The following is a 21,323-nucleotide window of genomic DNA, read 5'->3' as shown; positions in this document are numbered from 1 at the left end:
ATTGTCGCTTCAGACCTGGAAGACCCACATGCCTATGGCACACTGACAGGCTTCCCTTGATCCATCGCCGTGGGGCGAGCACCGCATGCAAAAAATCATCGGGCAAATTGCCGCAGAAATCAAAGTCACCCAGCAGCAGGTCATCGCGGCCGTGGAGCTGCTGGACTCGGGCGCTACCGTGCCTTTCATTGCCCGCTACCGCAAGGAAGTCACGGGCGGCCTGGACGACGTGCAGTTGCGCGAACTCGAAGCCCGCCTGTCCTATCTGCGAGAACTCGAAGACCGGCGCGTGTCGGTGCTCAAGAACATCGACGAGCAGGGCAAGCTGACGGACGCGCTGCGCGCGCAGATCGCCGCCGCGCCGACCAAGCAGGAACTGGAAGACATCTATCTGCCGTTCAAGCAAAAGCGCCGCACCAAGGGCCAGATCGCCAAGGAGTTCGGCATCGAGCCGCTGGCCGACAAGTTGTTCGCCGACCCGACGCTGGATCCGCACACCGAGGCCCAGGCGTTCTGCCGCCCGGCCACCGTGCTCGACGACGGCAAGCCCGGCCCGGACTTCTCCCATACCCTGGCCGTGCTCGATGGCGTGCGCGACATCCTGTCCGAGCGCTGGGCCGAAGACGCGCCGCTGGTGCAGTCGCTGCGCGAATGGCTGTGGGAAGAAGGCCTGCTGCGCAGCAAGAAGGTCGAAGCCAAGAACGAGAACGACCCCGAAGTCGCGAAGTTCCGCGACTATTTCGAATACGACGAGCCCATAGGCCGCGTGCCTTCGCACCGTGCACTGGCGGTGTTCCGCGGCCGGGCGCTGGAAATCCTCGAAGCCAAGCTGGTACTGCCCGTGGAGCCCGAGCCGGGCCAGCCCAGCCTGGCCGAAGGCCGGATTGCGCTGCACCTGGGCTGGAGCCATGCCAAGCGTGCCAGCGACGACCTGCTGCGCAAATGCGTGGCCTGGACCTGGCGCGTCAAGCTGAGCCTGTCCACCGAGCGCGACCTGTTCTCGCGCCTGCGCGAAGACGCCGAGAAAGTCGCCATCAAGGTCTTCGGCGACAACCTGCGCGACCTGCTGCTGGCCGCGCCCGCGGGCCCGCGCACCGTCATGGGTCTGGATCCGGGCATTCGCACCGGCGTCAAGGTGGCCGTGGTCGATGCGAACGGCAAGCTGGTGGACACGGCCACGGTGTTCCCGCACGAGCCGCGCAAGGACTGGGACGGTGCCCTGCACACCCTGGCCAAGCTCAGCGAAAAGCATGGCGTGAACCTGATTGCCATCGGCAACGGCACGGCCAGCCGCGAAACCGACAAGCTCGCCGGCGAGCTGATCAAGCTGATGGGCAAAGCCGAGCGCGCCATCGACAAGGTGGTGGTCAGCGAAGCCGGCGCTTCGGTGTATTCGGCCAGCGAATTCGCTTCGCAGGAAATGCCCGATGTCGACGTGAGCCTGCGCGGCGCGGCCAGCATTGCGCGGCGCCTGCAGGACCCGCTGGCGGAGCTGGTGAAGATCGACCCCAAGAGCATTGGCGTGGGCCAGTACCAGCACGACGTGAACCAGAGCGAGCTGGCGCGCACGCTCGATACCGTGGTCGAGGATTGCGTGAACTCCGTGGGCGTGGACTTGAACACGGCCAGCGCTCCGCTGCTGTCGCGCGTCTCGGGCCTGTCGGGCAGCGTGGCCAAGTCGGTGGTGCGCTGGCGCGATGCCAACGGCAGCTTCAAGAGCCGCAAGCAGCTGATGGAAGTCAGCGGCCTGGGCGCCAAGACTTTCGAGCAGAGCGCGGGCTTTCTGCGCATTCGCGGCGGCGACAACCCGCTGGACATGACGGGCGTGCACCCCGAAACCTATCCCGTGGTCGAAAGCATCATCGCCACCACCGGCAAGCCCGTGGGCGAACTGATGGGCCGGGCCGACATGCTCAAGGCGCTCAAGCCCGAGCTGTTCGCCAATGCGCAGTTCGGCGTGATCACCGTGCGCGACATCCTGGGCGAGCTGGAAAAGCCCGGCCGCGATCCGCGTCCGGACTTCGTCGTCGCGCGTTTCAATGACGGCGTCGACGACATCAAGGACCTCAAGGAAGGCATGACGCTGGAGGGCACGGTGAGCAACGTGGCCCAGTTCGGCGCCTTTGTCGACCTGGGCGTGCACCAGGACGGCCTGGTCCATGTGAGCCAGATGAGCCACAAGTACATCACCGATGCGCGCGAAGTCGTCAAGACCGGCCAGATCGTCAAGGTCAAGGTGCTGGAAGTCGACGTGGCGCGCAAGCGCATCAGCCTGACGATGAAGCTCGACGCCGCGCCGGCGCGCCGCGACGGCCCGCGTGACAACCGCTTCGAAGGCGCGGGCCGGGGCTATACGGCCGCGCCGCGTCGCGCCAGCGAGCCCGCGCCGCAAAGCGCCATGGCTTCGGCGTTTGCCAAGCTGCAACCCGGGCGCAACAAGTAAGCGCCGCGGTTTTTCAGCCAGATGACAGGGCTGCAGCGCAAGTTGCAGCCCTTTTTGTTGGCGGGCCGTCGATAATGCCGCAACATTTGCTTGCAAGTACGCCTGCTTTCTGCCTCCCATGGATTTATCCGATCTGTTGGCCACGCCCGTGGCATTGCCCAGTCTGCCGCGCACGGTGGCTTTGCTGAGCACGGAGCTGTCTGCGTCCGAGCCGCTCCTGTCGCGGCTGGTTCCGCTGTTCGCGTCCGACCCGGTGCTGACGGCGCGCCTGCTGATGCTGGCCAATGCGCCGCTCTACCAGATGACAGGGCGCATAGGCGGCATCGCCGAAGCCCTGATGCTGCTGGCTCCCCAGCGTTTGCAGGCCCTGGTGCAGGCGGCGCAGCAGGGCGGGGCCGCGCGTTCCGTGCCGGGCGTGGACTTGCAGGCGTTCTGGCGCTACAGCCAGCAGACGGCCCGGCTGGCGCGGTCGCTGGCCAGCCTGGTTCGGTACAACCCCTCGCATGCCTATGCGGTGGGCTTGATCCACGGTCTGGGTGAGTGGGTGATCCACCTGCAGGCGCCGGACAGCGCGGCGACGCTGAACCTGCGCCTGGGGCCGCTGGACCCGCGTCGCGCAGGTCTGGAGCAGAAGATGTGGGGCTTTGCCTACTCCGAGGTGAGCGCCGGCCTGGCGCGTCGCTGGCAATTGCCGGCCCACTTGATCGCTGCTTTGCAGCACATGCAGGCGCCGCTGGCGCGTGAGGCCTGCGAGCCTTTGGCGGGCCTGCTGCACCTGGCTGCATGGCGGGTGCGTGCCCGGCATGCAGCACTCGGCGCGCCCGCGCTGGCCGTGTCCTTCCCCGGCGAAGTGGGAGAGGCCCTAGGCCTGGACATGGACATGGTCTTGCAGCAGGACCCTATCGACTGGTCCGTGCCAGAGCGCGACGCCTGAGAGGGCGGCGTCAGCGCCGACTACCGTTAAACATATGTTTAAAGGTAACTTGTGTAATTAATTTACAAAAACGAAAATGGATGTTGAGTTTCGTTTCATTATCTTTACATGGCGTGTGAATGCGGAAACTGAACACCCGATGTCAGCCGCAGTCGCGTGTTTCCGTAGAAGGAGTTCCCATCATGTCCATCGACAGCTCCATGGCACCGACGGCTGTAGGTGCGGTAGATGCTGCGGCGGCAGCGTCTTTACAGCCGTACTCTTTTCCCGCCGTGCCAGCGGTGCCAGCCGCACCTGCCTGTCATGGGCCCGGGCTCTGGCCGGACTTCCTGATCGGGCAGGCCGACAAACCGGTGCGCGTGCTGCTGATCGATGACGATCCGCACATCCGCAGAGTGATCTCCCAGGAGCTGATGAGCGACGAGCGCACGCTGCTGGTCGCGCAGGCCGACAGCCTCAAGGAAGGGCGCAAGGCGATCCGCCAGCACAGCTTCGATGTCATGCTGGTGGACATCCACCTGGGCGATGGCGAAGGGCTGGACCTGATCGACTTCATGAAAACCGTCCATCCGTCGGCCGAGGCCATCGTCGTGTCCATCATGGACAGCGATGATCTGGTGCTGCGCGCATTCGAGCTGGGTGCTACGGGTTATCTGGTCAAGAATTCCTGGTTTGGCAGTTACCCGCAGGCGGTGCTGCAGGTGGCCAACGGCGGAGCATCGATCACGCCCAATCTCGCGCGCCGCCTGCTGCAGCGCTTTGACAAACCCCTGGTCGCCGAAGAAGTGCCTCGACGCCAGCCGGACGCGACCGAACGGCTGTCGGTGCGCGAGCGCGAAGTGTTGCGCTTGGTAGCGAGCGGCCATACCAGTGTGGAGATCGGTCTGCGTCTGAGCATCAGCAGCATGACCGTGAACACCCACATCAAGAACATTTACCGCAAGCTCCAGGTCCGCACCCGTGCCCAGGCCGTGCGTTTTGCGTCGCTGCGGGGGATGTTCTGACAGCGGAACACTGGTCCCTGGCGCAAGTTCCCTGAACCGGCATTGCTCCCACCATGTCTGCCCACTTCATGCACCGAGCCGATCTGGCAGCCCTGCTGGCGTTGCTGGGCGTGTTGCTGTGGAGCCTGCCGTTTTGTATGCTGTGCTGGCTGTTGGGTAGCGGGCGGCTCGACGAGTTGCCGCAGCCGCCAGCGCATTGGCGGGAATGGGGCACCGCGGTTTTGGGGGCCGGGGCCGTGGTCGGGGCCTGGTTGGCCCTGCGCCTGCGGCGCTTCTGGCTCTGGCGGCGCCGCCGCAATCCCCGTCCTTCGCGCGAAATTCAGGTCGAGCGCCAGCGCATTGCGCGCACCTTGCACGATGCCGTGGGCTCGCAACTGGTCAACGCCTGCATGCTGCTGGACCCCCAGCAGCCGGAGCAAAAGCAGGTGCAGGAAGTGCTGGAGAGCTGCCTGCTGGACTTGCGGCTGCTGGTGGACAGCATGGACTGCGACCAGAGCGCGCTGACTGACCGCCTGGCGGGCTTGCGCCACCGTTTGCAGCCGGTGCTCGACCACCGGGGCATTGCCTTGCATTGGCAGGTTCCCGAGTGGGGTGCGGCGGGCCTTGAGGCCGGTGTGGCGGCGCAACAGATCGCCGCCATTGCACAGGAAGCGCTGAGCAATGCGCTGCAGCACGCCCATGCGCGGCAGATCGCGCTGACGCTCGAGCAGCAGCAGGATGAATGGCATTTGCGCATAGAGGACGATGGCCAGGGCATGAGCTCACCGTCGGCCGGACAGGGCCTGCGGAGCATGGCCCAGCGCGCCAGTGAGGTCGGCGCCAGCCTGCAATCGGGGCCGGGAATACAGGGTCGCGGGGTCTGCATCCATGTGCGCTGGCCGGTGTCGCCGTCGCCGCCTGGATGATTTGAACGCGCCGCGTCCCATGTTTCGCGGCGCTGGCTGACAGGCAGACGGCATGCTTTGGGATTCAATGGGCAGCCCGTCTGTCTTTCCTGCCCATGCCTCCTCCCATGCCCATCACCCCCAATGACTCAGACGCTGCCGTTGTCGATACGGCCGCCGTGGACACGGCCCGCAGGCCAGCGCCAGTGCCTTTCGCGGGAATACGGCAGCGCGACGCCTCGGACGGTGTGGGGGCGGCGGCTTCGGCCGCGGCGCAGCTGGCTTCCATGTTGCCGGCTCTGCGGCTGCTGGTAGGCCTGTTGATCGCGGCGCTGGTGATCGCGGCCCTGTACTTCGGGCGTGAGCTGCTGATTCCGCTGGCCTTGGCCTTGTTGCTGGGGTTCCTGCTCGATCCTGCCGTGAGCCGGCTCAAGCGTTGGGGCCTGCCGCGGCTCGCGGGTACGCTGGGGGTGGTGGCCATCACTTTGTGCGCGCTCGCGGGCATGGGCGCCTACCTGGGCAACCAGGTCAGCGATCTGAGCGCCGGCCTGCCCACCTACCAGAGCACCATCAGCGCCAAGCTGCGCAATCTGCGCCAGCTCACCACTGGCCCCAGCGTGTGGGACGGGGCGCGCAAGACCTATGACACGGTGGAAAAGGAAATTGACAGCCCGCCCGGCGCCAGAGCCGGCGCGCGGGTGCAAAAAGTCGAAGTCCAGCCGGTGGAACTCAAGCCCCTGGCCCAGTTCACGGCCTGGCTGGGCAAGATCAGCGAGCCGGTGATCATGGCGGGCATCGTGCTGCTGTTCCTGGTGCTGGTCCTGCTCGACCGTGACGATCTGCGTGACCGCCTGCTGCGGCTGATGGGGGGCAACCTGCACCTGGCCACGGATGCGCTCAATGAGGCGTCCGAGCGCATCGGCCGCTATCTGCGCATGCAGTTCATCGTCAACCTCAGCTATGGCGTGCCCATGGCGGCCGGGCTGTGGTTCATCGGCGTGCCCGGGGCCATTCTCTGGGGAGTGGTGGCGGCCATCATGCGCTTTGTGCCTTATGTGGGGCCCCTGGTCTCGGCGGTGTTTCCGCTGGCGCTGGCGTTCGCCGTCGATCCGGGTTGGAACATGTTTCTCGGCACCCTGGCGCTGATTCTGGTGCTGGAGTTGATCAGCAACAACGTCGTCGAGCCGTGGCTCTACGGTGCGAGCACCGGCCTGTCCACGCTGTCCATCATTCTGGCGGCCACGTTCTGGACCGCGCTGTGGGGGCCGGTGGGCCTGATTCTGTCGACGCCGCTGACCGTGTGCCTGCTGGTGCTGGGGCGTTATCTGCCGGCGCTGCGGTTCATGGAAGTGCTGCTGGGCAACTCGCCCGTGCTGGGTGCGCCGCAGCGGCTCTACCAGCGTCTGCTGGCCGGCGATGTGGAAGAGGCGATCGAGCTGTGCACGGATGGCGTGGACGCGGCGCTGCCGGCCAAGCCGACGCCGGGCCAGGTGGCCGAGGCCGTGGGCCGGCTGTACGACGAAATCCTGATACCAACGCTGCGCATGGCCAGCAGCCACCATACGGGCTCGGCCACGGCCGGCCACCGTCTGCGCCTGTCCCATGGCATGGGGGAACTGCTGGGTGAGATGGCGGAGCAGTACCCGCCGCCGTTGCCCGAGACCGCTGCGTCGCGGCGCGGGCGTGTGCACTGCATTGGCGCCCGCTGGGAGGTGGACGCGCTGGCCGCCCAGGCCATGGCCCATGCCCTGGGCCTGGACGGCCTGGCCGCGACGCATTCGCCGCACGCGCTGTCGGCGCGCATGGAGGCGCTCGAGGACAGCGATTGGGCCGGAGTCGACCTGCTGTGCCTGTCGGTCTTCACGCCCCAGCCCCAGACCCAGGTGCGCCAGATCTGCCGCCGCTTGCGCCGGCGCTGGCCGCAGCTGCGCATCGTGCTGGCGCTGTGGAATGCGCCGGCGGCGCTGCTGGCCGAAGACGGGTTTGCCCCGTTGGGCGTGCAGGCGGTCACCACCAGCATGCGTGAGTTACGGCTGCGCGTCGGTGCCTTGCTGGCACCCCAGCCCGCTGGCGGCCACCCGCTTGCGCCCATGGGCGAAGAGGATGAGGCGCGGGTGGCGGCGCTGCATGCCAGCGGCTGGCTGGACGCGACCCGCACGGATGCCTTGCACGATGCGGTCGTGCAGGCGGCGAATGCCTTCCATGTGCCTTTCGCCCAGGTGTCGCTGGTCGATGCCGACTGGGTTCACACGCCTGGCAGTCTGCTGGCGTCGGCCAGTGGCCCCAGCGTGGGCCGCCCAGGCCTGCCCAGGGAGTTGTCGGTCTGCGCCTATGTGGTGTCCGAGGCCGCGGACCTGCAGGTCGAAGACATCGCCCGCGATCCGCGCTTTGCCGACAACCCCTTGCTGCAGGCCGCGGCGCTGCGCTTTTATGCGGGTGTTCCGCTGCGCGACCGGCAGGGTCAGGTCCTGGGCAGCTTTTGCATCATGGACACGGCACCGCGCAGCCTGAGCGTGGAGGAGCTGGACCTGCTGCACGACATGGCGCGGCGTTTGCAGAACACCTTGTCCCACCGCACCGAGGTATCGCCCCCACCGGGTGCGGGACCGACGGCGCAGCCGCCAGCGCAAGAAACCGGCCCCTTGCTGGGCCCGGCCATGGCCTGAAGAGACGCTACAGGGATTCGCTCAGCAACTGCTCGTAATCCTCGGCCGTGGCCAGGCGCGGGTTGGTGGCGTGGCAATGGTCCTTGAGCGCGCCCGCGATCACCTGGGCGAACAGCGGCCGGTCCACGCCCAGCGCGGCCAGGCCGCTGGGCAGGCCCAGGCGGGCATTCATGTCGCGCAAGGCCAGGGGGATATCGCTGGCCGAAGCCAGGCCCATGGCATGGGCCATGCGCTCCAGGCGTTTCTCCGCGATTACGGCCGGCACCTGGCTGTTGAACTGCACCACGGCCGGCAGGAACATGGCATTGAGCGTGCCGTGGTGCAGGCGCGGGTTGACGCCGCCCAGACTGTGGCTGAGCGAATGCACGCAGCCCAGGCCTTTCTGGAACGCCATGGCGCCCTGCATGCTGGCGCTCATCAACTGGCGCCGGGCTTCGGCATCCCGGCCGTTGGCCGTGGCGCGTTCGATATGGCCCCAGCCGCGGGCCAGCCCGTCGAGCGCAATGCCGTCGGCGGGCGGATTGAAGGCGCTGGACATGAAGGTTTCCATGCAGTGGGCGATGGCATCCATGCCGGTGGCGGCCGTGAGCAGGGGCGGCAGGCCGAAGGTCAGTTCCGGGTCGCAGATCGCCGCGCGCGGCACCAGGTGCCAGGAATGAAAGCCCAGCTTGCGGTGGTCGTCGACGATGAGAATGGCGCCGCGTGCGACTTCGCTGCCCGTGCCGCTGGTGGTGGGCACGGCAATCAGCGGGGCCGTGCGCTCGCTGATGCGCGGTGACCCGCCTTCGATGGTGGCGTAGTGCGACAGCGGCCCGGGGTGGGTGGCGGCAATCGCCACGCCCTTGGCGCAGTCAATGGCCGAGCCGCCGCCGACCGCGATCAGGCCGTCGCAGCGCTGGTCCTGGTAGATCCGCGCGGCGGCGCGCACGGCCGCTTCGGTGGGGTTGGCGGGCGTCTGGTCGAACAGCGCGTAGGGCAGGTCGCCCAGGGCGTTCAGTGCCTTTTGCAGCACGCCCGCGGCGACGATGCCCGGGTCGGTCACGATCAGCGGCCGGGTGATGCCTGTGCGCTCGCATTCCTGGCGCAGCAGGGCGATGGCGCCGAAGTCGAATTGGATCTGGGTGATGTAGTGGATCAAGGCCATCGTGCGGTTCCGGGCTGAAGGTAAGAAGCTGCCCAAAACTTTAGCCCCGGACGGGTGCTGAGCCAACACGGCAAACCCTGGGCGCGCGCGTGAGGGCGGGCCTGCGAGTCGCGGATGGGACTCGGCGCCCGGCTGGACAAGCGTGCCCGGCGTGTTGCAAAAACAGGTCAGGGCGCTGGCGCCGGCTCCCGCGCTGGCGCGAACGGTTCTTGCATCCGGCGCCAGAGGGAGAGGAGGGCATTGCCGCTGCCCCAGGCGTGCTGACGGCCCTGGTGATGGCATCGTTGGCAATAGTTGTTCTTGCGGGTTCTATCCACCCCCTTGCCGATACTGAAAACGACGGTCCCCCCGGGAGCCGGAGGGCATCCGTCGCAGTCATGGACGCATTTTTTCTGCAAGGAGAGAACGGTATGAGCCAAAAAATCAGTTATCTGGCCGTGGCGTTGCTGGGGACTGTCACCACGCTGGTTTCCGTATCCAGCGCGGCCTGTTCACTTCAGCCCACGGACCCGGTCCGAATCAAGCAAATGATGGCCAAGGAGATCGCCTTCCGGCTCGGGACCAGCCCGCAGAGAATTCCGCTCGCTGCCATCTCCCAGCCCGAACTGCACACCCCGTACCCGTTGGGTGCGGATTGCAGCGGGCTGGCGACCTATCACCACAGTGCAGGCTTCCGCTTGGGCGAAGTCTCGCAGTCGGAGTCCCGCCCCAGGCCTTGGCCTCATCCCAGGCCCTGGCCGTATCCCTTCCCTTATCCGCCACCTTCCTCAGGGACGCAGTGCAGCTTCGAGGGGGTGGCCGTGGTGCTGGGCTATGGCTACTCCAGTCCGGTGGCCGTGCATTTCGAGCGTAAGTGCCGCGTGCCATGACCGGCCTTGCCATGAATCAGGTGGAGGCCCGGTTTCCTGGCCTGTGCCTGTTGTTCACAAGGAGCGTTGCATGTATTTCACCATTCGCCAATTCACCGCCATCCTGGTGGGCGCTGCCGCAGTCACGGTGTCGGTATCCGGCATGGCCTGCTCACTCGCGTCCACGGATCCAGGCCAGATCAAGCCCATCTCGGCCAGGGAGATCGTCCATCGGTTGGGAGTCCCACTCCAGCCGGTTCAGCGCCAGGCCGCTTTCCCGCCGGGCGCGCAACGCCGCGGACCCATGACCTTGCTTGCGGACATGCGCTGGAGCCAGGCAGGGCAATCGGTGGGCGGGCCTTGGCCTAGACCCGAACCTCAACCCAGGCCATGGCCAGTGCCTTCCCCCAGGCCCAAGCCCTGGCCCTGGCCTTGGCCCGACCCGGAAAAGCCTTGGCCCGGGCCTGGCCCGGTTCCCGAACCCATGGAGCCGCGGATGTGGGCCGCCAGACCCTGGCTCTGATGCAAGGCGGGGCCGCCGGTCCTGCCGGGCCATGGCGGCTCCTGTTCCGTGACCGAAGGAGGGCGTTTTCTCGTCCTTCCACGTTGCTTGCAAGGAGAGTTGCATGACTTTCAGAATTCGCCATTTCTCGGCCACGCTGGTGGGCGCTGCCGTCGTCACGCTGTCGGTCTCCAGCATGGCCTGCGTGTTGCCACCCACGGATCCGGTCCAGATCAAGCAAATCATGGCCAGGGAGATTGCCTACCGGCTGGGCATGCGGACCCATCAGGTTCCGCTGAATGCCATTTCCCAGCCCGAATTGCACAGCCCTCGGGGATTGGGTCGGGACTGCCGCGGCATCGAGGGTGTCCACCACAGTGCGGCCTTCAGGATAGGCAGCGCGCCGCTCACGGCCGAGCCCGCTGTCGAGCCCCTGCGCTGGCCGCAATATGCGCGCGAGCCCGTGGCGACTCCGTTGCGACGCAGACGGCAGTCGTTTCGACCGGGCCACGGTGTGTCCAACGGCGCGCAGGGCCGCTGGCCCGAGTACGCCACCTCCGCGCGCTGTGTCTATGAGGGCGTGGCGGTCTTGCTGGGCTATGCCTATTCCAGCCCCGTGGCCGTGAATTTTGAGCGCAGGTGCTGGTGAGGCTGTGCCTGGCAGGGCAGTTGGGGCCGTGATTTCCCCATGCAGAACACGGCTGCGTCTCCTGGGAGTCCTTGGCGGGGCAGCGCTTGCGGCATGATGGCGGGCGTACTGCCGGTCAGCGCCGGCAAATCCTCTGTTTTCAAGGTCTGCCGCGGCCGCCTGCACTGGGCTTGGCGGCAGACCGCTGCCGCCAAGCCGACCGTGAACCCTGTAGATCCCCAGACCCTGTTGACCGCGCAGATGCGCGATGTGATCCGCCGCATGGAGCGGGCTGCGCGCCCGCCGCTGCACAGTTTGAGCCCCGAGGCGGCACGCGCGGCCTACGCGGCCGGCGCGGGCGTGCTGGAGATCGCCAAGGCCCCGCTGGCGCGGGTCGAAGACCTGCAGATACCGGCGCGCGACGGCCATGCTCTGCCCGCGCGGCTGTATGCGCCAGCGCCCGCGGCGGCTGGCGCCTTGCCGGTGCTGCTCTACCTGCACGGTGGGGGCTTCACCATCGGCAGCGTGGAAACCCACGACGTGCTGTGCCGCGAACTCGCCCGGCAAGCGGGCTGCATGGTGGTCTCGCTCGACTACCGGCTCGCGCCCGAACAGCGCTTTCCCACGGCCAGCAATGACGCCTGGGATGCCTTGCAGTGGCTGGCGGCCCATAGCTTGACGCTGGGCGCGGATACCACGCGCCTGGCCGTGGGCGGCGACAGCGCCGGCGGCACGCTGGCCGCGGTGAACGCCATTTTCGCGCGCGATGCCGGCCTGGCGCTGGCCCTGCAATTGCTGATCTACCCGGGCACGACCGCCCACCAGGACACCGACTCGCACCGCCGCTTTGCGCATGGCATGGTGCTGGAAGAGGCCAGCATCACCTGGTTCTTCGACCAATACGTGCGCAGCCCCGCCGACCGCGACGACTGGCGCTTCGCGCCGCTGAACGCACACGATCTGGACGACGTGGCGCCGGCCTTTGTCTGCCTGGCCGAGTGCGATCCGCTGGTCGACGAAGGCCTGGCCTACGCGGACAAGCTGCGCGCCGCGGGCGTGGCGGTGGAGCTGGAAATCTACCGTGGGGTGACCCATGAATTCATCAAGATGGGCCGCGCCATTCCCGAAGCGCGCCAGGCCCATGCGGATTGCGCGCGCGCACTGCGCGTGGCTTTTGGACTGGAGAACTGAGCTATGCTGAACCGAGACATGTTTCATTGCTTCCACCGCCTGCGCGTGCGCTGGGCCGAAGTCGATGCCCAAAAAATTGTGTTCAATGCACATTACATGATGTATGCAGACACGGCCATCAGCGAGTACTGGCGTGCATTGGCCATGCCTTACGAGAGCGGCTTCGCGCGCCTGGGCGGCGAGCTGTATGTCAAGAAGGCGGGTCTGGAGTACCACGGCTCGGCGCGCTATGGCGATGTGCTGGACGTGGGCATGCGCTGTGCGGGCATAGGCAACTCGTCCATGCGCTTCGAGATGGGCATTTTCTGCGGCATGCAACTGCTCACCAGCGTGGAGCTGCTGTATGTGTTTGCCGATGCGACGACGCAAACCTCCAAGCCCGTGCCGGATGCACTGCGCACGCTGATCGACGATTTCGAGGCCGGCCGCAGCGTGACCGAGCTGCGCTCGGGCGACTGGAATCTGCTGGGCCGCGATGCCTTGCGCCTGCGCATGGAAGTGTTTGTGCGCGAGCAGCAGATCGACCCGGCCCTGGAAGTCGACGGCCGCGACGAAGCGGCGCGCCATGTGGTGGTCTACAACCGCCTGGACCAGGCCGTGGCCACGGGCCGCCTGATCACCGAGGCGCCGGGCGTGGGCCGCATCGGCCGCCTGGCCGTGGACCGGGACCTGCGCGGCAGTCGGCTGGGTCGCCAGGTGCTGGACGCGCTGGTCGAAGCTTCGCAGGCACGTGGCGACCACGAAGTGCAGCTGCATGCCCAGTGCGCGGCCGAAGGCTTTTACCGCCGTGCCGGCTTCACGCCGCAAGGCGAGCCATATGACGAAGCGGGGATTGCGCACATCACCATGGTGCGCAGTTTTTGAGATTTCACCGGGAGCATTCCATGCGCAATTCGCTGGCTTTGGGGGCTGCAGCCCTGGCGCTGGGCTTGCCGCAGGCACAGGGCGCAGCGCCGGCTGCCGCAGGGCCAGCGGCTGCTACTTCGGCGACGGCTGGGGCCGTTTCCACCCCGCTGCACCAGGCGGCCGAACGTGACGATGTGAGCGCCATCACGCAGCTGCTGGCCCAGGGCATGCCCATAGACGCGCGCGATGCACAGGGCCGCACGCCTTTGCTGGTGGCGACCCAGGGCAACCGTATCCGCGCCGCCCGCGCCCTGATCGGTGCCGGCGCCGACGTGAATGCCAAGGACGGCATCCAGGACAGCCCCTACCTTTTTGCGGGGGCGAGCGGCTATCTGGAGATACTGACCATGACGCTGGCCCAGGGTGCCAACTTGCGCAGCACCAACCGCTATGGCGGAACGGCCCTGATTCCGGCCTGCGAGCGTGGCCATGTGGAAACCGTGCGCCGCCTGATCGACGCTGGCGTGGCACTGGACCATGTCAATCGCCTGGGGTGGACGGCACTGCTCGAAGCCATCGTCTTGAGCGACGGCGGACCGCGCCACCAGCAGATTGTCCAGATGCTGGTGGATGCGGGGGCCGATGTGCAGTTGGCGGACGCCGACGGTGTGCGCCCCCTGCAGCACGCCATCCAGCGCGGCCAGACAGAGATCGAGCGCATCTTGCGGACCGCCGGCGCGCGCTGAAACGCGCAGTCGCTCAAATATCTTCGAGCAGGGCGTAGGGCAGTGGCTGCACGCTCAGCGCCGGACCGCTGGCGCTGCCTGCGTGCAGGGCTTCACCGGCCGAAGCAATCTGCATCGACACCAGTGCCAGCCAGCCGCCGTCCGGCGCCTGCGCGGCCTGCACGACGGTGCCCGTGGGTTGCTCGGCATCGTGGGCCGCAAACACTTCCATGCCGGGCGTGAGCGCGGCATCAGTGCGCACCAGATAGGCGCGGCGCTTGAGCGTGCCGCGGAACTGGCTGCGGGCGACGATTTCCTGGCCGGGGTAGCAGCCCTTCTTGAAGTTCACGCCACCGATCGATTCGTAGTTGAGCATCTGCGGTACGAACAGCTCGAACAGCGGCGCGCTCAGCGTGGCCACGCCGCTTTGCACTTCGCTCCACAGCCAGGCCTCGCTGGCCAGGGCGGGAGCCTGCGGTGCGGGCGTGCCCACGGGGGCGATCCACAGCGCGCGCGGCTGTCCGGCGGCGGGGTAGAGGTGGACCAACTGGGCCTCGCCCAGATCCTGCTTGTCCCAGGGCGCGGCCTGAGGCGGGCCGCCGGCGGTCGCGACGGCGTCGCCGATCAGGCCGTGCAGCGTGAATTCGGCCGTGGCGTCGCTGAGCTTGGCCTTGGAGCGCATCACGAACATCGACAGGCGCTTGAGCGTGGGCGCGAGCAGATCGTGGCTGCAGATCAGCAGAATTTCGCTGGCGCTGCGCTTGAAACCGATGAAACTGGCCTGCATTCTGCCCTTGGCCGACAGAAACGCGGCCAGGCGGGCATGCTGCATGTCGAGCAATGCAAAGTCCTGCGTGAGCTGGCCATGCAGGAAACTGGCGGCGTCTTCGCCTTGCACGCGGATCACGCCAAGATGGGAAATGGGGGCTATGCCATGGAGGGACTGGGTCATGGGTGAATTATGATGCCCGGTCATTTTCATAGGGTGGAAAAGGTTGTGTGTCGAATCATCAAATGGTTGCTGTGTCTGGGATTCATGGCTGTGCTGGCGGCAGGAGCTGCCGCATGGTGGCTGACCCAGCCGCTGGGCCAGAGCGCGCCGACGCTCGAACTCGAGATCGAGCCCGGCACCACGCCGCGCGGCGTGGCCCGCAATGTGGTGCAGGCCGGCGTGCACACCGATGCGCGCCTGCTGTACGCCTGGTTTCGCCTGTCGGGCAAGGACAGGCTGATCAAGGCCGGCAACTACGAGATTCCCGCAGGCACCTCGCCCTACCAATTGCTGCAAAAGCTCGCGCGCGGCGAGGAGTCGCTGCGCGCCCTGACCCTGGTCGAAGGCTGGAACTGGCGCCAGGTGCGCGCGGCGCTGGCCCGCGAGGAGTCCTTGCGCCAGGACAGCGCAGCGCTCAGCGATGAAGCGCTGATGGTCGCCCTGGGCAAGCCCGGCGTGGCCCCGGAAGGGCGCTTCTTCCCCGACACCTACACCTATGCCAAGGGCAGCAGCGACATGGCCGTGCTGCGCCGTGCGGTGCACGCCATGGACCGGCGCCTGGCGCAAATCTGGGCGATGCGGGCCTCCGACCTGCCGCTGCGCTCGCCCGAGGAAGCCCTGGTGCTGGCCAGCATCGTCGAAAAGGAAACCGGCCGCGGCAGCGACCGCGCGCAGATTTCCGGCGTCTTCATCAACCGCCTGCGCATAGGCATGCTGCTGCAAACCGACCCGACCGTGATCTACGGCCTGGGCGAAGCCTTCGACGGCAATCTGCGCCGCGGCCATCTGCGCGCCGACACGCCGTGGAACACTTACACCCGCCCGGGCCTGCCGCCCACACCGATTGCCATGCCCGGCAAGGCTTCCCTGATGGCGGCCGTGCAACCCGAAGCGACGAAAGCCCTGTACTTTGTTGCCAAGGGCGACGGCAGCAGCCATTTCAGCGCTTCGCTGGACGAGCACAATAGGGCGGTGAACCGTTACCAGCGCGGACGCTGAACCAGCGTCCGCCGCATTGAGGATTTGTCACCATGAGCCGTACTGGCCTGTTTATTTCTTTCGAAGGCATTGATGGCGCGGGCAAGTCCTCGCACATCAGCGAAGTGGCCGACGCGTTTCGCGCCCAAGGCCGTTGCGTGCTGCTCACGCGCGAGCCCGGCGGCACGCCGCTGGCCGAAAAGCTGCGCGCGCTGCTGCTGGCCGATGCCATGGACCCGCTGACCGAAGCCCTGCTGGCCTTCGCCGGCCGGCGCGACCACCTGGTGCAGGTGATTGAGCCGGCGCTGGCGCGCGGCGATGTGGTGCTGTGCGACCGCTTCACCGACGCCACATTCGCCTACCAGGGCGCGGGCCGTGGCTTTGATTGCGGGCCGCTGGCCGTGCTCGAGCGCATGGTGCAGACTGGCGTGGCGCCCGATCCCATGCGGCTGCGCGAGCCCGACCTGACGGTCTGGTTCGATCTGCCGCCCGAAGTCGCTGCCGAGCGCCTGTCGCATGCGCGCCTGCCCGACCGTTTCGAATCCCAGCCGCTGGAGTTTTTCAGGCGCGTGGCCCAGGGCTATGCCGATCGCGCCGCGGGCGCACCGCAGCGCTTTGCGCGCATCGATGCCAACCAGGAGCGCGGCGTTGTCTGGCAGCAGCTGCAGGCGGTGCTCGTGGCCCGGGGCTGGGGCCCGGGTGCCGCGGCCGCGCACGAAGGCGCGGCATGAGCACGGCGCCTGAGCGCCCGCCGGTCGCGCCCTGGATCGCCGCCCAGCGCCAGACCCTGCTGGCCCAGCGCGGCCACGCCTGGCTGCTGCAAGGGCCTTCGGGTCTGGGCCAGTACGCCCTGGGCCTGGAAATGGCCCGGGCCTGGCTGTGCGAGGCGGTCACCGACGGCCAGGCCTGCGGGCGCTGTGCCAGCTGCCACGCCATCGATGTGCGTGTCCACGCCGATCTGTGCGTGCTCATGCCCGAAACCCATATGCTGGCGCTGGGCTGGCCGCTGTCGGAAAAAGCCCAGTCCGACATCGACGACAAGAAGCGCAAGCCCAGCCGCGAAATCCGCGTCGATGCCATGCGCGACGCCGTCGAGTTCACGCAGCGTACCAGCGCCCGTGGGCGCGGCAAGGCCGTGCTGGTCTACCCGGCCGAGCAGATGAACGCCATCACGGCCAATGCCCTGCTCAAGACGCTGGAAGAGCCGCCTGGCGACGTGCGCTTCGTGCTGGCCAGCGAGTCGGCCCACCAGTTGCTGCCCACCATTCGCAGCCGTTGCCTGATCCACACCATGTCCTGGCCGCAGGAAGCGGTCATGCAGGACTGGCTGCAGGCCCAGGGCCTGGACGCGGCCGCGGCCCAGGCCTTTCTCAAGGCTTCGGGCGGCCGCCCCGACGACGCCTTGGCCCTGGCGCGCAGCGGCAAGCCGGCCCAGGCCTGGACGCAATTGCCCCGGGCCGTGACCCAGGGCGATGTCTCGGCGCTGGCCGACCTGTCGCCGGCCCAGGCGATAGGCGTGCTGCAGAAAATCTGCCATGACCAGTTGGCCCGGGCCACCGGTGCCCAGCCGCGCTATTTCGCGCCGGCCGATCTGCCCGTGCCCGCGCCGCTGCCGCAGCTCGCTGCCTGGAGCAAGTCCTTGTCCCAGGCCTTGCGCACGGCCGAACACCCCTTCAATGCGGGCCTGATGCTGGAAGCGCTTGTCGCGCAAGCCAGAAGCGTCCTAAACTCGCGGGCATGAGGGCCGGCGCTTTGCCTGCCCGTTGCCCACCTGCACCACATCCATGAGCCTGACACCTACCACGCCGCGTCCCAGCGTCATGCAACTGGCCATCAAGGAAAAGGCCGCCTTGTACGCGGCCTATATCCCCATCTTTGCCGAAGGGGGCATCTTTGTGCCGACCCCGCGCGACTACCGCCTGGGCGACGATGTGTATGTGCTGCTGACGCTGCCCGACGACCCGCAGCGTTACCCCATTGCCGGCAAGGTGGCCTGGGTCACGCCGGCGCGCGCCGCGGGCAACCGCACGCAAGGCATTGGCCTGAAATTTCCCAAGGATGAGAAATCCAGCCAGCTCAAGGACAAGATCGAGCGGATTCTGGGTGATGCGCTGGCCTGGGACAAGGCGACGCAGACCGTGTGAGTGCAGTGACGGCGCGCCCACCCGCGGCTGCATGCCGACCCGCTGCCGGTCGGCATTTTTGTTTTTGAGAGTTTTTCCATGTTTACCGATTCCCACTGCCATCTGAACTACCCAGCCCTGGCGGCCCGTCTGCCCGAAATCCGCGCCGCCATGGCCGAGGCGCAGGTGGACCGCGCGCTGTGCATTTGCACCACCATGGAAGAGTTTGCCGACGTGCACGCCCTGGCCACGCAGTACGACAACTTCTGGGCCACGGTGGGCGTGCACCCCGACACCGAGGACATGACCGAGCCCAGCGTGCAGGACCTGCTCGATCGCGCCGCGCTGCCGCGCGTGGTGGCGATTGGCGAAACCGGTCTCGACTACTACGGCATGGAAGACCGCAAGGGCGGGCGCACCATCGCCGACCTCGAATGGCAGCGCGAACGTTTTCGCGTGCACATCCGTGCGGCCCGGGCCTGCCAGAAGCCGCTGGTGATCCATACGCGCAGCGCTTCGGACGACACGCTTTCCATCCTGCGCGAAGAGGGCGAAGACGGCTCGCCCGGCCAGGCGGGCGGCGTGCTGCACTGCTTCACCGAAACCGCCGAAGTGGCCCGTGCCGCGCTGGACCTGGGCTACTACATCTCCTTTTCGGGTATCGTCACGTTCAAGAATGCGCAATACCTGCGCGATGTGGCGGCCTTCGTGCCGCTGGACCGGATGCTGATCGAAACCGACAGCCCCTACCTCGCACCCATGCCTTATCGCGGCAAGACCAACAGCCCGGCCTACGTGCCCTACGTCGCCAAGCAGATCGCCGCGGTGCGCGGCCTGCCGGTGGAAGAGATCGCGGCGCTGACCAGCGCCAACTTCGACGCCTTGTTCAAGGGCGTGGTGTCATGAGCGGGCTGCGCGCCCGCCGCCAATGGCTGCAAGGCGGCCTGGCCCTGGGTCTTGCCGGCCTGGTGGGGCAGGCGCGGGCCGACGCGCAAGAGGATTTCGAGCGGGCGGTGATTCGCGACGACGACCGGGCCATGGTCAACCTGATATTTCGCGGCGCCGACCCGAATACGCTGGACTCGCGTGGTCGTCCCGGCCTGGTCGCGGCGCTGAGTCGCGATTCGTTGCGCGTGTTCGACGTGCTGCTCAAGTCGCCGGGCATCCGCCTGGACGAAACCAGCCGCCAGGGCGAAAGCGCGCTGATGCTGGCGGCGATCAAAGGCCACCTGGCGATCGTGCGCGAACTCCTGGACCGCGGCGCTTCCGTAGAGAAGGACGGCTGGACGGCGCTGCACTACGCGGCGTCGGCCGCGCGGCCCGACAGCCTGGCCATCGTGCAACTGCTGGTGCGCAAGGGCGCGCCCGTGGATGACCCCTCGCCCAACGACACGACGCCGCTGATGATGGCCGCGCAGTACAGCTCGGAAGAGGTGGTGGCCCAGTTGCTGAAATACGGCGCCGATCCATTGGCCAAGAACCAGCGCGGCTGGACGGCCGTGGACTTCGCGCGCCAGGCCTCGCGCGACTATCTGGTCGAAAGCCTGACCAAGGCCCAGCAGCAGCAACGACGGACCACGCAGCCGGGGCGCAAGCCGGGCTGGTGAACTCGCGTCGTTGGCACGGCCTGGAAGCAGTCAGCCGCGGTGCAGAGACCTTGCCGATTCGGTCATTTCCGGAATCGGCAACAGAGGTCTTTTCTTACTCTGAGAATGTTTCTTGAAGAACGGCCAAGGTCGTGCCCAAGGTCTTGGCAGACACAGCGCCCAGCTTTTTTGCGAGTCGCACCTTGTCCACGGTTCTGAGCTGATCCAGCACGATCAAGCCCTTGGTGCCGGCATGCGTCACCGGTATCCGGAATGGTGCTGCGAAGCCTTTGGAGGTCATCGGTGCCACGATCACGGTGCGCAATGCATCGTTCATTTCCGCAGGTGACACCACCACGCAGGGGCGCGATTTTTGAATTTCGCTATCCATGGTGGGGTCGAGGTTGACCAGCCAGATGTCCCCGCGCTTCACCATGCCAGCTCCGGATCTGCGGCATTGGAAAACTCGCCCATCAACAGGGCATCGTCACCCGCTGCTGCAACGGCCTTGGCTGCCTCCGCCCACCCCGCACGCGCTGGCTTGGCAGGCTTGCTCAGAATGATTGCGCCGTTTTCCACGGTCACATTGGCCACGGCTTCTTCGTCCAATCCGGCCTGAGCCAGCAAGGCCTTGGGCAAAACGACACCTTTGCTGTTCCCGATGTTGCGAATCGCTATTTGCATTTGGCACCTCGTTCAAGTTGAAACGCTGTTGATCCAGTCTGGGATTTCTGCACTGGATGTGACAACATTATTATAACAATATGCCATCGCCAAGCTTTCCTGCGTCTGTCTATATTTGAATTAATATCAAAAGAGTTTGTGAGATACAGGGCTTAATTTGCAAATATGAAAAGGGCAAACTTCAGTCATCGGGAAAACAAAGACGGATGGCAGACACGCTGTTGCGGGCCTTGTTCCCACGTTCAACCTTACTGAGAAGTCCTTTCATGAGCAATATTCCTTCCTTTGGCGCCGGTACCTTTCGCCTGACCGGCCAAACCGCGGTCGACTCCGTGCGCGACGCCCTGGACGTGGGCTATCGCGCTGTCGACACGGCGCAGATCTATGGCAACGAGGCCGACGTAGGCCAGGGCATTGCCGAAAGCGGCGTGCCGCGCTCCGAGCTGTTCGTGACCACCAAGATCTGGACCGACAACTACGCCAAGACCAAGCTGGTGCCCAGCCTGCGCGACAGCCTGAAGAAGCTGCGCACCGACTATGTCGACCTGACGCTGATCCACTGGCCCGCCCCCGGCAACGGCGTGGAGTTGCCCGAGTTCATGGAGGCGCTCGCCGAGGCCAAGGCCCTGGGCCTGACGCGCCAGATCGGCATCTCCAACTTCAACATCGAACTGACCCGGCAGGCCATCGCCGCCGTGGGCAAGAACGAGATCGCCACCAACCAGATCGAGCTCAGCCCCTATCTGCAAGGCCGCAAGCTGACCGCCTTCCTCAAGGAGCAGGGCATTGCCGTGACTTCCTACATGACCCTGGCCTACGGCAAGGTGCTGAAGGACCCGGTGCTGGCCACGATCGCCCACAAGCACCAGGCCACGGTGGCGCAGGTCGCGCTGGCCTGGGCACTGCAACTGGGTTATGCCGTGATCCCGTCCTCGACCAAGCGCGAGAACCTGGCCAGCAACCTGCTGGCCCGGAACCTGAAGCTGGACGCCGAAGACATGGCCTTGATTGCCGCCCTGGAGCGCAACGGCCGCGAGGTCAACCCCGAGGGCCTGGCCCCGGTCTGGGACTGAGTTTCACACACCATCGGCCCCGTTGACGGGGTCGAGCAAGGGGTTTGGCAATGTCTGAGCGCGCACCTCTACT

Annotated in this window: 21 protein-coding genes; 17 read left to right on the top strand and 4 right to left on the bottom strand. The window is 66.7% G+C overall.

Annotated elements, in window-relative coordinates:
* Positions 1-85 precede the first annotated feature (85 nt).
* The 5 genes from N0K08_RS18805 (at position 86) to N0K08_RS18785 (ending at position 7,931) form a co-directional block, all read left to right on the top strand.
* Positions 86-2,443 (top strand): Tex family protein, encoded by a 2,358-nt coding sequence (locus N0K08_RS18805; protein WP_261501929.1) that lies wholly within the window; start codon positions 86-88, stop codon positions 2,441-2,443.
* Positions 2,444-2,561: 118 nt separating this feature from the next.
* Positions 2,562-3,377, top strand: coding sequence for an HDOD domain-containing protein (locus tag N0K08_RS18800; protein WP_261501928.1), 816 nt, complete (start codon positions 2,562-2,564; stop codon positions 3,375-3,377).
* 182 nt (positions 3,378-3,559) lie between these two features.
* Positions 3,560-4,381 carry a response regulator gene (locus N0K08_RS18795; RefSeq protein WP_261501927.1) on the top strand — a complete coding sequence of 274 codons (822 nt, stop codon included), beginning with the start codon at positions 3,560-3,562 and terminating at the stop codon, positions 4,379-4,381.
* A gap of 68 nt (positions 4,382-4,449) precedes the next feature.
* Complete coding sequence (locus N0K08_RS18790) at positions 4,450-5,286, top strand: sensor histidine kinase (protein ID WP_261501926.1); 837 nt, start codon at positions 4,450-4,452, stop codon at positions 5,284-5,286.
* 107 nt (positions 5,287-5,393) lie between these two features.
* On the top strand, positions 5,394-7,931 hold the full coding sequence (locus N0K08_RS18785; protein WP_408642978.1) for an AI-2E family transporter: 2,538 nt from the start codon (positions 5,394-5,396) through the stop codon (positions 7,929-7,931).
* A 7-nt stretch (positions 7,932-7,938) separates the two neighbouring features.
* On the opposite strand, the gene N0K08_RS18780 is transcribed toward N0K08_RS18785, so the two are convergent.
* On the bottom strand, positions 7,939-9,075 hold the full coding sequence (locus tag N0K08_RS18780) for an iron-containing alcohol dehydrogenase (RefSeq protein WP_261501925.1): 1,137 nt from the start codon (positions 9,073-9,075) through the stop codon (positions 7,939-7,941).
* 410 nt (positions 9,076-9,485) lie between these two features.
* Here N0K08_RS18780 and N0K08_RS18775 point away from each other — a divergent pair, with 410 nt between their 5' ends.
* The 5 genes from N0K08_RS18775 to N0K08_RS18755 all read left to right on the top strand — a co-directional run bounded on the left by N0K08_RS18775 (position 9,486) and on the right by N0K08_RS18755 (position 13,836).
* Positions 9,486-9,944 carry a hypothetical protein gene (locus N0K08_RS18775; RefSeq protein WP_261501924.1) on the top strand — a complete coding sequence of 153 codons (459 nt, stop codon included), beginning with the start codon at positions 9,486-9,488 and terminating at the stop codon, positions 9,942-9,944.
* Positions 9,945-10,549: 605 nt separating this feature from the next.
* Positions 10,550-11,074: a hypothetical protein gene (locus N0K08_RS18770; protein WP_261501923.1), complete on the top strand. Its 525-nt coding sequence runs from the start codon at positions 10,550-10,552 to the stop codon at positions 11,072-11,074.
* Between the two features lie 240 nt (positions 11,075-11,314).
* On the top strand, positions 11,315-12,244 hold the full coding sequence (locus N0K08_RS18765; RefSeq protein WP_261501988.1) for an alpha/beta hydrolase: 930 nt from the start codon (positions 11,315-11,317) through the stop codon (positions 12,242-12,244).
* A 3-nt stretch (positions 12,245-12,247) separates the two neighbouring features.
* A complete protein-coding gene (locus N0K08_RS18760; protein ID WP_261501922.1) occupies positions 12,248-13,108 on the top strand; it encodes a YbgC/FadM family acyl-CoA thioesterase in 861 nt (286 codons plus the stop codon).
* A gap of 20 nt (positions 13,109-13,128) precedes the next feature.
* A complete protein-coding gene (locus N0K08_RS18755) occupies positions 13,129-13,836 on the top strand; it encodes an ankyrin repeat domain-containing protein (RefSeq protein ID WP_261501921.1) in 708 nt (235 codons plus the stop codon).
* 13 nt (positions 13,837-13,849) lie between these two features.
* Here N0K08_RS18755 and ygfZ read toward each other — a convergent pair whose 3' ends face one another.
* Positions 13,850-14,767 carry a CAF17-like 4Fe-4S cluster assembly/insertion protein YgfZ gene (gene ygfZ, locus N0K08_RS18750; protein WP_261501920.1) on the bottom strand — a complete coding sequence of 306 codons (918 nt, stop codon included), beginning with the start codon at positions 14,765-14,767 and terminating at the stop codon, positions 13,850-13,852.
* 45 nt (positions 14,768-14,812) lie between these two features.
* Between ygfZ and mltG the strand changes: the two genes are divergently transcribed.
* From mltG to N0K08_RS18720, 6 genes are all read left to right on the top strand, one after another.
* On the top strand, positions 14,813-15,805 hold the full coding sequence (mltG, locus tag N0K08_RS18745; RefSeq protein WP_261501919.1) for an endolytic transglycosylase MltG: 993 nt from the start codon (positions 14,813-14,815) through the stop codon (positions 15,803-15,805).
* A 32-nt stretch (positions 15,806-15,837) separates the two neighbouring features.
* Positions 15,838-16,515: a dTMP kinase gene (gene tmk / locus N0K08_RS18740; RefSeq protein WP_261501918.1), complete on the top strand. Its 678-nt coding sequence runs from the start codon at positions 15,838-15,840 to the stop codon at positions 16,513-16,515.
* Entirely contained in the window at positions 16,512-17,525 is a 1,014-nt protein-coding gene (locus N0K08_RS18735; protein WP_261501917.1) for a DNA polymerase III subunit delta', read from the top strand. Before tmk ends, N0K08_RS18735 begins: the two co-directional genes overlap by 4 nt.
* A gap of 43 nt (positions 17,526-17,568) precedes the next feature.
* Positions 17,569-17,928: a PilZ domain-containing protein gene (locus N0K08_RS18730; RefSeq protein WP_261501916.1), complete on the top strand. Its 360-nt coding sequence runs from the start codon at positions 17,569-17,571 to the stop codon at positions 17,926-17,928.
* 78 nt (positions 17,929-18,006) lie between these two features.
* Positions 18,007-18,813: a TatD family hydrolase gene (locus tag N0K08_RS18725; protein WP_261501915.1), complete on the top strand. Its 807-nt coding sequence runs from the start codon at positions 18,007-18,009 to the stop codon at positions 18,811-18,813.
* Complete coding sequence (locus tag N0K08_RS18720) at positions 18,810-19,514, top strand: ankyrin repeat domain-containing protein (RefSeq protein ID WP_261501914.1); 705 nt, start codon at positions 18,810-18,812, stop codon at positions 19,512-19,514. The genes N0K08_RS18725 and N0K08_RS18720 overlap by 4 nt, the downstream gene beginning before the upstream one ends.
* A 94-nt stretch (positions 19,515-19,608) precedes the next feature.
* On the opposite strand, the gene N0K08_RS18715 is transcribed toward N0K08_RS18720, so the two are convergent.
* Positions 19,609-19,929 (bottom strand): type II toxin-antitoxin system PemK/MazF family toxin, encoded by a 321-nt coding sequence (locus N0K08_RS18715; RefSeq protein WP_261501913.1) that lies wholly within the window; start codon positions 19,927-19,929, stop codon positions 19,609-19,611.
* Positions 19,923-20,177, bottom strand: coding sequence for an AbrB/MazE/SpoVT family DNA-binding domain-containing protein (locus N0K08_RS18710; protein ID WP_261501912.1), 255 nt, complete (start codon positions 20,175-20,177; stop codon positions 19,923-19,925). Before N0K08_RS18710 ends, N0K08_RS18715 begins: the two co-directional genes overlap by 7 nt.
* Positions 20,178-20,443: 266 nt before the next feature.
* Here N0K08_RS18710 and dkgB point away from each other — a divergent pair, with 266 nt between their 5' ends.
* Entirely contained in the window at positions 20,444-21,250 is an 807-nt protein-coding gene (gene dkgB, locus N0K08_RS18705; protein ID WP_261501911.1) for a 2,5-didehydrogluconate reductase DkgB, read from the top strand.
* Positions 21,251-21,323 lie beyond the last annotated feature (73 nt).

The sequence above is a fragment of the Acidovorax bellezanensis genome (genome assembly GCF_025421555.1).
Lineage (GTDB): Bacteria > Pseudomonadota > Gammaproteobacteria > Burkholderiales > Burkholderiaceae_C > Comamonas > Comamonas bellezanensis.
The sequence above is the reverse complement of the archived record's forward strand: the minus strand, read 5'-3'. Positions and strand labels throughout refer to the sequence as shown.